This window comes from Streptomyces sp. CNH189 (assembly GCF_000527195.1).
This window is the reverse complement of the sequence record NZ_AZUS01000014.1, coordinates 52224-66303: the sequence shown is the minus strand read 5'-3', so window position 1 is coordinate 66303 and position 14080 is coordinate 52224. Positions and strand designations below refer to the sequence as shown.

Genomic DNA, 14080 nt, shown 5'->3' with positions numbered 1-14080 from the left:
CCGATGATCGCGCGTCGCCCCGTTGATCGCGCGTCGCGGGTCAGCTCGCGCGCCAGTACCCGAGCGCCTGCACCCGCTGCTTGGGGACGGCCAGCTCCTTGCGGACGAACGCGCCCAGCGCGCGGGTGGTCGCGGTGTCGCAGGCGATCCACACGTACGGGTCGGGGCCGGACCTCAGCAGGTCGGGCAGTTCGGCGCGCACCCGCTCGACCAGCGCGGCGCCCGCGTCCCGCCGGGGCACCTCGCGCACCTCGTGGCGCGCGGGGTCGGCGACACAGGGCAGCCCTTCCAGGGAGCCCTCGAACCAGATGGTCGCCGGTGTGTCACCCAGGGCGCCCAGCAGGGAGTTGATGGCGGGCAGCGAGGCCGGGTCTCCGACCACGCAGACGTGGGACGGGGCGGGGCTGGGCTGCTCGAAGCCCGTGCCCTGCACGGTCGCCTCGACGGTGTCGCCGGGCTTCGCGGCCCGGGCCCAGTCGCTGGCGCAGCCCTCGTGCAGCGCGAACTCCAGGGCGAAGGTGCCGGCCTCCGGATCCGGGTCGACCAGGGTGTACGCGCGCTGGTGCGGCTTGCCCGCGTTGTCGAACCACAGCCGCACCCACATCGTGGGGTGCGTGCCGGTCGTCGCCAGCATCCCGCCGTCGGTGAAGGTCACCCGCCGGTAGTCCGCGGTGACGTCCTCGGTGCCCGTCACCGTGAACTCGAAATCCTTCGCGCGCAGCAGTTTGAGGACCGCGCCCTCCCAACCCCGCCCCTGCCCCATCGCGTCCTCACCCTTCGCGTACGATTCCGCCACGTCACGGTTGACTTAGGGGAGCCTAACCTAAAGTGAAATGAGGGCACAGTGTCCGGTGCGATCTTCCGGGACCCCTGGGGGATTCCCCATCTGCGGGCGGACGACGCGCGTGAACTCGCGCGCGTCCAGGGGCTGGTGACCGCCCTCGACCGCGGCTGGCAGATCGAGGTGGAGCGGCACCGCGCCCAGGGCACCTCGGCCTCCTTCCTCGGCGCCGGGGAGCTGTCCTGGGACGTGCTGGTCCGGCGCGCCCGGGTGACCGACACGGCCCACCGCTGTTTCGCCCGCCTGGCGGAGTACGACCCCGAGACCGCCGACTGGATCCGGGCGTACGTCACCGGCGTCAACCAGGGCCTGGACGGGCTCGACGCCCCGGAGTTCGCCCGCGCCGGCATCGTTCCCGGCCGCTGGGAGCCGTGGACCCCGCTGGCGGTGTGGCTCTCCACGCACCTCCTCTTCGCCGGGTTCCCCGCCAAGCTGTGGCGCGACCACGTCGCCGGGCGGCTCGGGCCCGACGCCGTGGGCCTGTTCGCCACCGACGGCCCCGGCACCTCCGGCAGCAACGGCTGGCTGGTCGCGGGGGAGCGCACGGTCACCGGGCAGGCGGTGATCGCCGGCGACCCGCACCGGTTCATCGAGGACCCCGGTGTCTACCAGCAGATACGTCTGTCCTGCCCGGAGTTCGACGTCCTCGGCCTCGCCGTGCCGGGCGTCCCCGGCATCGCCCACTTCGGCCACACCGGCACGGCCGCCTGGGCCATCACCAACGCCATGGCCGACTACCAGGACCTCTACCGCGAGCGGCTGCGCCGCACCGGCGCCGGCGTCGAGGCGCTCGGCCCGGACGGCACCTGGCGGCGGGCCGCCCGGCACACCGAGACCGTGGAGGTGGCGGGCGAGGAACCCGTCGAGGTGGAGGTGGTCGAGACCGAGCGCGGCCCCGTCGTCATCGGCGGCCCCGAGGGCCTCGACGGCGGGGTCCAGGAGTCCGGCGAACCCCCGCTCGCCGTCGCCCTGCGGTACCCGCCCCGCGTCACCGGCGACCTCGGCTTCGGCGCGCTGCTGCCCCTGCTGCGCGCCCGTCGCGTCGCCGACGTCGACCGCGCCCTGGACCTGTGGGCCGAGCCCGTCAACGTCGTCCTGGCCGCCGACACCGAGGGCGGCACCCTGCACCGGGTGGCCGGCCGCGTCCCCGTGCGCGCCGAGGCCAACGGCACCCGGGTGGTGCCCGCGTGGGAGCCCGGCCACGAGTGGCGGGGCCGGCACGAGACACCCCGCGCCGGACTCGACGACGGCGTCGCCGTGATGGCCAACCAGCGCGGGCCCGCCGTCCCCCTCGGCGTGGAGTTCGCCCCGCCGCACCGCGCCGACCGCATCGCCGCGCTGCTCGCGGGGCGACGCCGCTGGTCCGCCGCCGACATGGCGGCCGTCCACACCGACACCCACCTCGCCTCCGCCGCCCCGCTCCTGGGCCACCTGGCCGCGCTCGACACCTCGGCCCTCACCGGACCCGCCGTCGCCCTGCGCGAGCGCCTGCTCGCCTGGGACCGGCACATGGACGCCGGCAGCGCCGACGCGGCAGCCTTCGGGGCCCTGCGCGGTGCGGTCGTCCGCCGGCTCGCCGCCGAGCCCGCCTTCGCGGCCGCCGCCACCGCGCCGCCGTACCCGGAGGTGTTCCGGCCCTGGCTCGCGCTGGTCCCGCGCATCGGGTTCGCCCTCGAACACCTGCTGGCGGCCGAGGACCTGTTCGGCATCGACCGTCCGGCCGTCGTCCGCGCGGCGCTGGAGGAGGTGGCCGCCGCGCCGCCCGCCGGCGTCTGGGGCGACACGCACCGCCTCGCGCCCTGGCGGGCGCTGCCGCCCGAGGCGCCGCAGGAGGAGCCCGCCCTGTCCGGCGACCACGACTGCGTGCTGTGCACCTCCGCCGTGCCCGGCATCACCGACCTCGCCGCCCGCGGGCCCGCCGCCCGCTACGTCTGGGACCTGGCCCGGCGCGAGGACAGCCGCTGGGTGGTGCCGCACGGCGCCTCCGGCCGGCCCGGATCACCCCACCACCGAGACCAGCAGCCCCTGTGGCTCGCCGGAGACCTGGCCCCGGTCGTCACCGACTGGGCACAGCTGACGAAGGAGACCGATGTCTGACCCGTACGCCTCCCGGCCGGCCGTCCACGAGCAGACGGTCGACGGCTTCGGCACCGTGCGCGTCCTGCCGCTGGACGCGGCCGCCGACGCGCCCCTGCTGCACCACTGGGTGAGCGAGGAACGCGCCGTGTTCTGGGGCATGAACGGCCTCACCGTGGAGCGGGTCGCCGAGATCTACGCGCACATGGAGACCCTCGACACCCATCACGCGTACCTCGTCGTCAAGGACGGCGAGCCGGCCGCGCTGCTCCAGACGTACGAGCCGGAGGCCGACCGGGTCGGCGCGTGCTACCCCGTCGAGCCGGGCGACATCGGCGTGCACCTGCTGCTCGCGCCCGCAGGTCCGGGCGAGACACGCCCGGGCTGGACCGCCGGTCTGGCAGTCGCCGTCGTCACCTACGTGCTGGGGGTGCTGGACCGCCGGCGGATCGTCGTCGACCCGGACGTCGCCAACGAGAAGGCGGTCGCACGCTTCGTCAGGCAGGGCTTCACCACCGGTCCCCGGGTCGTGCTGCCCGAGGTCGACCTGCCGGACGTGTACCTCCCGGAGAAGAACGCACAACTCGCCTTCCTCACCCGAGAGGTAGCCTTCCGCGGGTGACCCCCGACGACCTCGTCGCCCACTACGGACTGGAGCCGATCCCCCGTGAGGGAGGCCGGTTCCGGCAGACCTGGGCCGGTCCGCCCCGCCCCGACGGCCGCCCCGAGGGCACCGCCATCGTCGCCCTGCTCACCGACGCGCCCGGCGACTTCTCCGCCCTGCACCGCCTGCCCGCGGACGAGACCTGGCACCACTACCTCGGTGACCCGCTGCGGATGCTGCTGCTCGCCCCCGACGGCAGCAGCAGCACCCCCGTGCTCGGCCCCGACGTCCTCGGCGGCCAGCACGTCCAGCTCACCGTCCCGGCCGGCACCTGGATGGGCGCCCGGGTCGCGGCGGGCGGCTCCTGGACGCTGTTCGGCTGCACGATGGCCCCCGGCTTCACCTACGAGGGCTACGAGCACGGCGACCCGGCCGAACTGGCGGCCCGTCACCCGGACCGGGCGGACCTCGTCGCGGAGTTCGGCCGGCCATGAGGGAGCGGCGACTGCTGCACGGCCAGGTCGCCCTGGTCACCGGCGCGGGGGGCGGCATCGGCGGGGGCATCGCCCGGCGGTTCGCCGAGGAGGGCGCGGCCGTCGCGCTGCACTGCCGCACCTCGGTCGCGTCCGCGCAGGAGACCGCCGCGGCCATCCGGGACGCGGGCGGCCGGGCCGTCGTCCTGCGGGCCGACCTCACCGACGAGGACGCCTGCCACCGCCTGGTCGCCGAGACGGCCGAGCGGTTCGGCGGCCGGCTCACCGCGCTGGTCAACAACGCCGGCGTCCAGCCCGTCCAGGAACTCGCCGGGATGACGGCGGCGGAGTGGCGGGCGGTCGTGGACACCAACCTCACCGCCGTTTTCGCCTGCACCCAGGCGGCCGCCCGGCTGATGCGGGATCAGGACGGCGGCGGCTCCGTCACCCACATCGCCTCCGTCGAGGCCCGCTTCCCCGCCCCCGGCCACGCGCACTACGGCGCGTCCAAGTCCGCGGTGGTGATGCACGCCCGCACGGCGGCCCTGGAGTACGGCCCCTGGGGCGTGCGCGTCAACACGGTCTCGCCCGGCCTGATCGACCGGGAGGGCCTGGCGGACGCCTGGCCGGAGGGCGTACGCCGCTGGCGGGAGGCGTCCGCCGTGGGCCGGCTCGGCCGCCCGGAGGACGTCGGCGACGCCTGCGTGTTCCTCGCCTCCCCGCTGGCGTCCTGGGTGACCGGGCACGACCTGGTGGTGGACGGAGGGGCGACGTCCCGCCCGACCTGGTGACCCGGATCCGTTTCCGTTGAGCGGACCGGGCCCGTCCTCCGTACCTCCTGGGAGGCGAACGGCCGGGAGGCGGGTACGACGTGGAGCGACGGCGCGGTGAGACGGCGGGCGATCGTGGCGGAGGCGGGTCCCGGCGGCTCCGGGCCCTGGTGCTGCTGGGCACCCTGCTGATCCTGCTGCTCGGCGGCGCGGCCCCGGCGAGCGCCCACGCGGCCCTGCGCGCCAGCGACCCGGAAGAGGGAAGCGTCGTCAAGACGGCGCCCACGCACATCACCCTGACGTTCACCGAGTCCGTGGGCCTGCTCGAGGACTCCTTCCGGGTCTACGGCCCCGACAACCGCCGCGTGCACATGGAGGAGCCCGCGCACGCGGCCGGCGCCGCCGACACCGCGCGCGCCGAACTCCCCCGGGACCTCGCCGAGGGCACGTACACCGTGGCCTGGCGGGTGGTCTCGGCGGACAGCCACCCGGTGTCCGGCGCGTTCACCTTCTCCATCGGCAAGCCGTCACCGACCCCGCCCTCGGCCCCCGCCGACCACGCCGAACACCCGGTCACCAAGAGCCTGTACGACACCGGCCGCTACCTCGCCTACATCGCCGCCGCGCTGCTCATCGGCACGGCGGCGTTCGCGGCGCTGTGCCGCCCGCCGGACACGGCACCGCTGAGGGCGCCGCTGCTGTTCGGCTGGTGGACCCTGGTGCTGACGACGGCCGCGCTGCTGGTCCTGCGCGCCCCGTACGAGAAGGGGACGTCCCCGGCGACGGCGCTGGACCTCTCGTCGTTCCCCGGCACCCTGACCGGCCGCCCCGGCCTGGCCCTCCTCACCCGCCTCGCCCTCCTGCTGACGGCCGCCCTGCTCGTCCCCCTCCTCCGTCGCCGCTCCCCGCGCACCCGTGAGACGGCGGGCGCGGCCCTGTCCCTCGGCCTGGCCCTGACCTGGGCGTCCGCCGAACACGCCTCGGCCGGCATCCAGGTACCGGTCGCCATGACGTCGTCGGTGCTGCACCTGCTGGCGATGGCGGCCTGGCTCGGCGGCCTCACCGCCCTCCTGCTCACCCTCCACCGCGCGAAGACCCCGCTCCCGTACCCGGCGGTCGCGCGCTTCTCCCGCCTGGCCTTCACCTCGGTGACGGTCCTCGTCGTCACCGGCGTCTACCAGTCCTGGCGCGGCCTCGGCTCCTGGTCCGCCCTCACGGGGACGACGTACGGCCGGACGCTGACCGTCAAACTGGCCGCGACGGTCTTCCTGCTGCTCGCGGCGGCCCTGTCCCGCCGCTGGACGGCCCTGTCGGCCCGCCCGGCGCCGGCCGAGGAACGCGTACCCGCGCTGGTCGGCGCGGCGGGCCCGCCCCCCGAACCGAGGACCACGACCGTGACGCCCGCGACCGCCCAGCCGGAGACCCTCCACCGCCGCGCCCTGCGCCGCTCCGTGCTGGCGGAGGTCGTCGTGGCGGTGGCCGTCCTGCTGGTCACCACGGTGCTGACCGGCACCCTGCCGTCCCGCGCGGAGGCGGAGGCGGCCAAGGCCCCGGAGCCGCAGGTGGCGGGTCTGCCCGGCGCGGAGGCGTTCACGGTCCCCTACGACACGGGCGCCCCGGGCGGCAGCGGCACGGTCCAGCTTCAGATGGACCCGGGCCGGGTCGGCGAGAACGGCCTCCAGGCGGTGGTCTTCGGCCCCCAGGGTGCCCTGACCTTCGTCCCGGAACTCCGCGTCTCCTTCACCCTCCCGGCCAAGGACGTCGGCCCCATCGACGCGAAGCTCACCGACCGCGGCGGCTACTGGGCCACCAACGACCTCACCCTCCCCCTGGAGGGCACCTGGACACTGAAACTCACCGTCCGCGTCTCGGACATCGACCAGATCACCGCATCCCGCCAGGTGAGAATCACCCGCTGACCGGCGCCTCCCTCTCCACTGGGCGAGCAGGGACGCGACGGACCGGCCCCCTCGCGTGAGCCGGTCCTGCACTTCTGGGGGTCAGGCGGCCCTGCAGGTCGCCAGCCAGGCGTGTATCTCTTCCGCGTCCATGCGGTCCAGGAGGCCGCTGATCTCCTGCACCAGCTTGGTGTCGCCGGCCTTCTGGGCCTTGCCGAGGATGACGAAGAGCGCGAACCGGTCGTCCTCGGCCTGGGCCGGCGGGTAGCCGGTCTCCAGCCAGGCGCGGGTTTCTTCGGGGTTGTTGCGTTCGAGGAGAGCGATGACCTCCTCGGTCACCCGCCTGTCCCCGTTCTGCTCCGCCGTGTGCAGCAGTCGGAAGAGGCGGACGTGGTCGTCCACGGCCTGGGCGGCCGGGTGGCCGGTCTTCAGGAACGTGCGCATGTCGTCGACGGTGCCGTTGAGGGCCTGGGTGGCTGCCTCGGTGACGGCCCAGCCGCTGGCCTCGTCCGCCAGGATCGCGGTGATCGCGGCGCGCAGCTCGTCCTCCGTCATCTCGTCCACCGGCGTCCCGGACGAGACCGTCGCGGTCGTCGCGGGGGCGGGTGCGGCCGACGGGCCGGCGAAGGCCGGGGTGGAGAGGAGGAGAGCCGGGGCCAGGGCCGTGGCCGCGACGAGCAGGCCTGCGCGGTGTCGTCTCACTGGTGTACCTCCTGTTTGTGAGGTGGACACCGTGATCATCACTGCTCGCACTGCTCGAACACATTGCCGTAGGCGGGCAGCTTTCCGGGCACGTTGCCTGCCGCCCCCGCCCCGGCCGGCAGGTGGGCCGCCATGTGTCCGGCATCACGCCTGCCGGCCCACGAGCTGGCCGGGTACGGCGCTGCTAGAGCTTGGTCATCTTGGCGTACGGGCTCAGGATCCGCATGGGCGTCGAGCCGAAATCCACGAGCACCGCGACTCCGTCCTCGACGTCGACCACCCGGCCGAGGCCGTACACGTCATGGGTGACCTGGTCGCCCAGGGCGAAGTGCTTGGCAGCCGGTGCGACCGGGGCCTTGAAGGGGCTGGTGGGCAGATGGCGTTTCGACGCCGCTGACTTGGTCATGTCTCAGTATGCGCCTCCGCGGCGAGCACGACGGTGGCTCGCTCCGTACTTGTGACGCTGGTCATGCTCCACGGAAACTGGGACGGACAACGTCGAAGGGCCCCACTGCGAACAGTGGGGCCCTTCGACTTCGTGCCCGGTGAGGCACTGGCGGAGGATACGAGATTCGAACTCGTGAGGGGTTGCCCCCAACACGCTTTCCAAGCGTGCGCCCTAGGCCTCTAGGCGAATCCTCCGCCAGGAACATTACATGACCGAGAGGAGTGCTCGCGAACTCGTTCCTGGCCCCGGACATGGGGTAGCCTCTGCGTAGCCCCTCACGCGGCGCTATCTGACTGAACTCCCCCAGGGCCGGAAGGCAGCAAGGGTAGGTTGGCTCTGGCGGGTGCGTGGGGGGCGCTTGCGTTCCCGAGTGGCCGGTCCGGTTGTCGGTGGCCGCCTATAACCTCGTAAGCGTGTCGTCTCTCGCGCTGTACCGCCGCTATCGCCCGGAGTCGTTCGCCGAGGTCATCGGGCAGGAGCATGTCACCGACCCGTTGCAGCAGGCGCTGCGGAACAACCGGGTCAATCACGCGTACCTGTTCAGCGGGCCCCGCGGATGCGGCAAGACGACCAGCGCCCGGATCCTCGCCCGCTGTCTGAACTGCGAGCAGGGCCCCACACCCACACCGTGCGGTCAGTGCCAGTCGTGCCAGGACCTCGCGCGCAACGGCCCCGGTTCGATCGACGTCATCGAGATCGACGCCGCTTCGCACGGTGGTGTGGACGACGCCCGTGACCTGCGGGAGAAGGCGTTCTTCGGGCCCGCGTCCAGCCGCTACAAGATCTACATCATCGACGAGGCCCACATGGTCACGTCGGCCGGTTTCAACGCGCTGCTCAAGGTCGTCGAGGAGCCGCCGGAGCATCTGAAGTTCATCTTCGCGACCACCGAGCCCGAGAAGGTCATCGGGACCATCCGCTCCCGGACGCACCACTACCCCTTCCGGCTCGTCCCGCCCGGCACCCTCCGGGAGTACCTGGGTGAGGTGTGCCACAAGGAGGGCATGGCCGTCGAGGAGGGCGTGCTGCCGCTGGTGGTGCGCGCCGGCGCCGGTTCCGTGCGTGACTCGATGTCCGTCATGGACCAACTGCTCGCCGGCGCGGCGGAGGAGGGCGTGACGTACGCCATGGCCACCTCCCTGCTGGGCTACACCGACGGCTCGCTGCTCGACTCCGTCGTCGAGGCCTTCGCCACCGGTGACGGCGCGGCCGCCTTCGAGGTCGTCGACCGGGTGATCGAAGGGGGCAACGACCCGCGCAGGTTCGTCGCCGACCTCCTGGAGCGGTTGCGTGACCTGGTCATCCTCGCCGCCGTCCCCGACGCCGCCGACAAGGGCCTGATCGACGCCCCCGCCGACGTCCTGGAGCGGATGCAGGCGCAGGCCGGCACCTTCGGGCCCGCCGAGCTCAGCCGCGCCGCCGACATCGTCAACGAGGGCCTCACCGAGATGCGTGGCGCCACCTCGCCCCGTCTCCAGCTGGAGCTGATCTGCGCACGCGTGCTGCTGCCCGCCGCGTACGGCGACGAGCGTTCGCTCATGGCGCGACTGGACCGCATCGAGCGCGGCGTGCAGTTCTCCCCGGGTACGGCGGCCGCCGCGCCCGCGATGGGGTACGTCCCCGGTGCGGAGGCGCACGGAGCGGCGGCTCAGGCACCCGCGCCCGCCGTCGAGCCGGGGGGCGGTCCCGCCGCCGCCCGGGCCGCCGTACGGGCCCAGGGGCCCGCCGCCCCCGCGGCTCCCACGCCTGCGCCCGCCCAGACTCCGCCCCCGGCTGCCCCTCCGGCCGCTCAGACTCCGCCCCCGGCCCCGGCGCCCTCCGGCCCTCCGGCGGGCCCGGCACCGGATGCCGCTCCGACCGCCCCCGCCCCCGGCGCCTGGCCCACCGCCTCCCCCGCCGGCGGCGGCGCGGCCCGGCGTCCTGGCGGCTGGCCCACGGCCGCCCCGGCGGGCAGCGGAAACAGGCCCCCGGCGGCATCCCCCGCCGCTGCCCCGACGCCCTCGCCGCAGGCCCCGCCGGCTGCGCCGACGCCCGCGCCCTCGGGTGGCGGTGGCGGCCTCGACCCCCGCATGCTCTGGCCGAACATCCTGGAGACGGTCAAGAACCGCCGCCGCTTCACCTGGATCCTGCTCAGCCAGAACGCACAGGTGACCGGTTTCGACGGCACGACCCTCCAGATCGGCTTCGTGAACGCGGGCGCCCGGGACAACTTCCTCAGCAGCGGCAGCGAGGACGTGCTGCGCCAGGCGCTGGCCGAGCAGTTCAACGTGCAGTGGAAGATCGAGGCGGTCGTCGACCCGTCCGGCGGCGGCTCGGGCGTCTCCGCCCCCGCGGGACCGCCCGGCGGCCGCAGCGGCGGCGGTGGCAGCGGTTACGGAGGTGGCGACGGCCGTCGGCCCTCCGCACCGCCGGCGGGTTCCCCGTCCGCCCCCGCGCCGCCCCCCGCCGCTCCAGCGGCGTCCGCGCACGGCCCCGCCCCGGCACCCGCGGCCAGGCCGTCCGCCCCGGAACCCCCTCCCGTCTCCCCCGAGGACGACATCCCGGAGGACGACGACCCCGACCTGAACGAATCCGCCCTGTCCGGCAGGGAACTGCTGGTCCGCGAGCTGGGCGCGACGGTCGTCGAGGAGTTCACCAACGAGTAGCGGCGTCCGTCCGCGCCGGAGGGCGTCCGCAGCGGCACCGCCCGTTGTTGGAGGAACGCACAAGCGCCGCCTCCCCGTCCCTTCGGAAGCCCGCACAAAGGGCATACGTCCGCTGCCGTTAGGCTGACCCCCGTGAAGGTCCTCGTCATCGGAAGCGGCGCCCGCGAACACGCCCTGTGCCACTCCCTGTCCCTCGACCCCGATGTCACCGCGCTGCACTGCGCGCCCGGCAACGCCGGTATCGCCGAGGTCGCCGAGCTGCACCAGGTCGACGCCCTCGACGGCGCCGCCGTGTCCGCGCTGGCCGTGCGGCTCGGCGCGGACCTCGTGGTGGTCGGCCCCGAGGCGCCCCTGGTCGCCGGTGTCGCCGACGCCGTGCGCGAGGCGGGCATCCCCGTCTTCGGCCCCTCCAAGGAGGCCGCGCGGCTCGAGGGCTCCAAGGCCTTCGCGAAGGACGTCATGGCGGCGGCCGGCGTGCCCACCGCCCGCTCCTACGTGTGCACCACCCCGGACGAGGTCGACGCGGCCCTCGGCGCGTTCGGTCCCCCCCACGTCGTCAAGGACGACGGGCTCGCGGCCGGCAAGGGCGTCGTCGTCACCGACGACGTCGAGGCGGCCCGTGCGCACGCGGCCGGCTGCGAGCGTGTGGTCGTCGAGGAGTTCCTCGACGGCCCCGAGGTCTCCCTCTTCGCGATCACCGACGGCGAGACCGTCGTCCCCCTCCAGCCCGCGCAGGACTTCAAGCGCGCCCTGGACGGCGACGAGGGCCCGAACACCGGCGGCATGGGCGCGTACTCGCCGCTGCCCTGGGCCGACCCCAAGCTGGTCGACGAGGTCATGGAGACGGTGCTCCAGCCGACCGTGGACGAGATGCGGCGCCGCGGCACACCGTTCTCCGGTCTGCTCTACGCCGGTCTGGCGATCACCTCGCGCGGTGTCCGCGTGATCGAGTTCAACGCCCGGTTCGGCGACCCCGAGACCCAGGTCGTGCTGGCCCGGCTGAAGACCCCGCTCGCGGGGCTGCTGATGGCCTCCGCCACCGGCAACCTCGCCCACCTGGAGCCGACGCGGTGGAGCGACGAGGCCGCGGTCACCGTGGTCGTCGCCTCGCACAACTACCCCGGCACCCCGCGCACCGGTGACCCGATCACCGGCCTCGACGAGGTCGCCGCCCAGGACGCCCCGCACGCCTACGTCCTGCACGCCGGGACCCGGCAGGAGGGCGACACGGTCGTCAGCGCGGGCGGGCGCGTGCTGTCCGTGACGGCGACGGGCAAGGACCTCACCGAGGCCCGCGACCGCGCCTACCGCGCGGTGGGCCGCATCGGCCTCGACGGCTCCCAGCACCGGACGGACATCGCGGCGAAGGCGGCCCAGGAGGCCTGACGGGGCCGACGCCTCGCGACCCGGCTCTCGCCCGCCCGGCGAGCACCCGGAAGGCCCGCCGTGCCGGCCACCGCACCGGACCGGCCGCCCGTGGCGAGCTCCCGGACCGCCCGTCCCGCCCCGCCCGTACCGACGAACCTCACAGGCCCCGGATCCCCGCAGGATCCGGGGCCTGACCCTTGCCGTCCGTCGACCACCTCTCCCCAAAGCCATTCCATCGAGTGAGCGATGTGCCATCCGGCTGACGGGGGCCGGGGCCCCAACTAGGGTGCCGCGCAAGCGTTCCGGCACTTGGCCCACCGGCATTGCGATGTCAGTGGCGGGTGCCACAGTGGGGGCATGGGCAACGCCAGGACAGCGTCAGGCGCAGTGAGGGGGTGAGGTCGGACCATGACCGCGAGCGGAGTGGGCAGAGACACGGGCGCTCGAAGCGCCCGCTCCCGGGCCCTGGCCGTGCTGCGCATCCGCAGCCGGGCCCTGGCCGTCGCCCTGCTGCCGGCCGCCGCCGCCGTGATCCTGCTGGTCGGCGGGTCCACAGGCCATCTGCCGGGCCCCGGCTGGGACCTCGCCCGCCGGATCCTCACCCCCGTCGCGGTGCTCGTGCTGCTGCTCGCCGCCGGTGTCGGCCTGGTCGTCGCCCGTGCCCGGCCCGCCGTGAGCCCCACCGTGCCGATCGCCGAGGAGGCCGCCCCGGACCTGTACCGCATGGTGCGGGACCTGGCCGACCGCCTCGGTGTCCCCGCGCCGTCCGCGATAGCGCTCACCCCTGACTGCGACAGCTGGCTGGAGGACCGCACCCACCCGGCGCACGGCCCCCCGCCGCCCGAGGAGCACCACGACGTGGCGCACACGGGCCGGCCCGCCCGCCGTGCGCCCGCCGCGCCCGTGCTGGTGATCGGTTCGCCGTTCCTGTGGTGGATGCGGGTGGCCGAGCTGCGCGCGCTCCTCGCCCCGGTCGTCGCCGGGACGGGCCCCTCCGCCCACCCCGACATAGCCGCCGCCCGGCGCTTCGTACGCGGCCTGGACGCCGCGGCGGCCGTGACGTCGGCGCCGGACCGCGGGCCGGCGCACCGCGCGGTGCTCGGCGGCGTCGGCTGGATCGTCCGGCTGATGCTGCACGGCAGCCGGGTGCACGCGGCCGAGATGGAGCGCGGGGTCGCCGCGGCCGCCGCCGACCGCGCCAAAGCCGTGGACTACGGCCTGCGGATCGTCGCCCAGGAGCAGGTGGGACTGGCGTACGCGGGCTGGGACCGGCTGCTGACCCGGGTGGCGCTGCCCGCCTGGCGGATGGGCCGCTGGCCTTCGCGGCTCAACGCGGGCGTGGTCGCCGCCCTCACCGAGCTGTCCCGGCGGGACCGGCTGGCCGAGGGCTTCGCCTCCCGCCTCGGTGAGCGTCCCGCCTGCGACCTCCTCGAGGAGCCCGGCGCGGTCGACGAGGCCACCTCGCTGCTCGCCGCCCGCCTTTTCCACGGCGGCCCGGCCCGCACCGGCCCCGACTGGTCGCCGGTCCACTGGGGCGACTATCCGGAGGAGGTCGTCGACCGGAAGTGGCGCACCGACGCCGCGCGCCTCCACCGGATACTCGACGCCCTCGGCGTACCGCCGTCGGCCGACGGGCCGCAGGTTCCCGACGGCCCCACCCTCGCCCGGGTCCTGGCCCACCTTGCCGCCCCGCCGGACGTCACCCGCGCCCCCCTTCCGTCCGTCCCCGACGACGAGGACGACCTGACCGACGGCACCGCCCACGGCGCCGCCCTCGCGGCCCGGCTCACCGCGGAGCTGGCCCGCGAGGAGGCCGCCGCGGCCTCCGCCTCTCCCAGCACCACGCTGTCCGATCGCGACCCCGTCCGCGACGACGGCGCGCTCCCCCTCTTCCCGCTGCAGCCGCCCCGCACCGGACGGGAGCTGCTCACGGACCACATCACGGCGATGGTCTGCTGCGCGGCGATGGACACCGTGGGGGCCGCGCCCGGCCTCGACTGGCTCGACGGGCCCACGCTCCTCGTCGGCGGCGCCCGCGCCACCGATCTGCCGCCCCGGGTGCTGAGCCTGATCGAGGAGGGTGATCCCGCGGCCCTGGAGGGATGGCTGACCCGTCAGGGCATACGCGCCGAGAAGCCCGTACGCCTCGGCTGATCCGGAGCCCGGCCCCTCACCTCTCACCAATTCATGACGAACGGTGACCGGATGCGTGCGGTATGTGATGTGCTGGGGCCGTTCACGCTCGGGGAGGGGTA

11 protein-coding genes, 1 tRNA gene and 1 other RNA gene are annotated in these 14080 nt (G+C 74.8%); 9 read left to right on the top strand and 4 right to left on the bottom strand.

Annotated elements, in window-relative coordinates:
• Positions 1-40 precede the first annotated feature (40 nt).
• Positions 41-763, bottom strand: coding sequence for a siderophore-interacting protein (locus B100_RS0119730; RefSeq protein WP_024886151.1), 723 nt, complete (start codon positions 761-763; stop codon positions 41-43).
• Positions 764-844: 81 nt separating this feature from the next.
• Here B100_RS0119730 and B100_RS0119725 point away from each other — a divergent pair, with 81 nt between their 5' ends.
• The 5 genes from B100_RS0119725 (at position 845) to B100_RS0119705 (ending at position 6683) form a co-directional block, all read left to right on the top strand.
• Positions 845-2938, top strand: a complete 2094-nt coding sequence (locus B100_RS0119725; RefSeq protein ID WP_024886150.1) for a penicillin acylase family protein — start codon at positions 845-847, stop codon at positions 2936-2938.
• The gene (locus B100_RS0119720; protein ID WP_024886149.1) at positions 2931-3539 is read left to right on the top strand and encodes a GNAT family N-acetyltransferase; all 609 of its coding nucleotides are present in this window, start codon (positions 2931-2933) and stop codon (positions 3537-3539) included. The genes B100_RS0119725 and B100_RS0119720 overlap by 8 nt, the downstream gene beginning before the upstream one ends.
• The gene (locus B100_RS0119715) at positions 3536-4015 is read left to right on the top strand and encodes a cupin domain-containing protein (RefSeq protein WP_024886148.1); all 480 of its coding nucleotides are present in this window, start codon (positions 3536-3538) and stop codon (positions 4013-4015) included. Before B100_RS0119720 ends, B100_RS0119715 begins: the two co-directional genes overlap by 4 nt.
• Positions 4012-4785, top strand: coding sequence for a glucose 1-dehydrogenase (locus tag B100_RS0119710; RefSeq protein WP_024886147.1), 774 nt, complete (start codon positions 4012-4014; stop codon positions 4783-4785). Before B100_RS0119715 ends, B100_RS0119710 begins: the two co-directional genes overlap by 4 nt.
• 149 nt (positions 4786-4934) lie before the next feature.
• Positions 4935-6683: a copper resistance protein CopC/CopD gene (locus tag B100_RS0119705; RefSeq protein ID WP_024886146.1), complete on the top strand. Its 1749-nt coding sequence runs from the start codon at positions 4935-4937 to the stop codon at positions 6681-6683.
• A gap of 81 nt (positions 6684-6764) precedes the next feature.
• On the opposite strand, the gene B100_RS0119700 is transcribed toward B100_RS0119705, so the two are convergent.
• The 3 genes from B100_RS0119700 to B100_RS0119685 all read right to left on the bottom strand — a co-directional run bounded on the left by B100_RS0119700 (position 6765) and on the right by B100_RS0119685 (position 8006).
• Positions 6765-7364: an ALF repeat-containing protein gene (locus tag B100_RS0119700; RefSeq protein WP_024886145.1), complete on the bottom strand. Its 600-nt coding sequence runs from the start codon at positions 7362-7364 to the stop codon at positions 6765-6767.
• A gap of 184 nt (positions 7365-7548) precedes the next feature.
• A complete protein-coding gene (locus B100_RS0119690) occupies positions 7549-7770 on the bottom strand; it encodes a hypothetical protein (protein WP_024886144.1) in 222 nt (73 codons plus the stop codon).
• 148 nt (positions 7771-7918) lie between these two features.
• Positions 7919-8006 (bottom strand) — tRNA-Ser (locus B100_RS0119685).
• Between the two features lie 72 nt (positions 8007-8078).
• Between B100_RS0119685 and ffs the strand changes: the two genes are divergently transcribed.
• The 4 genes from ffs (at position 8079) to B100_RS0119670 (ending at position 13979) form a co-directional block, all read left to right on the top strand.
• An RNA gene (gene ffs / locus B100_RS35060) (signal recognition particle sRNA small type) lies at positions 8079-8177 on the top strand.
• 48 nt (positions 8178-8225) lie between these two features.
• Positions 8226-10457, top strand: coding sequence for a DNA polymerase III subunit gamma and tau (locus B100_RS0119680; protein ID WP_024886143.1), 2232 nt, complete (start codon positions 8226-8228; stop codon positions 10455-10457).
• Positions 10458-10589: 132 nt separating this feature from the next.
• On the top strand, positions 10590-11843 hold the full coding sequence (purD, locus tag B100_RS0119675) for a phosphoribosylamine--glycine ligase (RefSeq protein ID WP_024886142.1): 1254 nt from the start codon (positions 10590-10592) through the stop codon (positions 11841-11843).
• Positions 11844-12233: 390 nt separating this feature from the next.
• Complete coding sequence (locus tag B100_RS0119670; RefSeq protein WP_024886141.1) at positions 12234-13979, top strand: membrane protein; 1746 nt, start codon at positions 12234-12236, stop codon at positions 13977-13979.
• Positions 13980-14080 lie beyond the last annotated feature (101 nt).

Excerpts from the sequence above, each read along its gene's own strand:
- B100_RS0119730 (WP_024886151.1), bottom strand. The coding sequence starts at position 763 with ATGGGGCAGGGGCGGGGTTGGGAGGGCGCGGTCCTCAAACTGCTGCGC.
- B100_RS0119720 (WP_024886149.1), top strand. The coding sequence starts at position 2,931 with ATGTCTGACCCGTACGCCTCCCGGCCGGCCGTCCACGAGCAGACGGTC.
- B100_RS0119710 (WP_024886147.1), top strand. The coding sequence starts at position 4,012 with ATGAGGGAGCGGCGACTGCTGCACGGCCAGGTCGCCCTGGTCACCGGC.
- B100_RS0119690 (WP_024886144.1), bottom strand. The coding sequence starts at position 7,770 with ATGACCAAGTCAGCGGCGTCGAAACGCCATCTGCCCACCAGCCCCTTC.
- B100_RS0119670 (WP_024886141.1), top strand. The coding sequence starts at position 12,234 with ATGACCGCGAGCGGAGTGGGCAGAGACACGGGCGCTCGAAGCGCCCGC.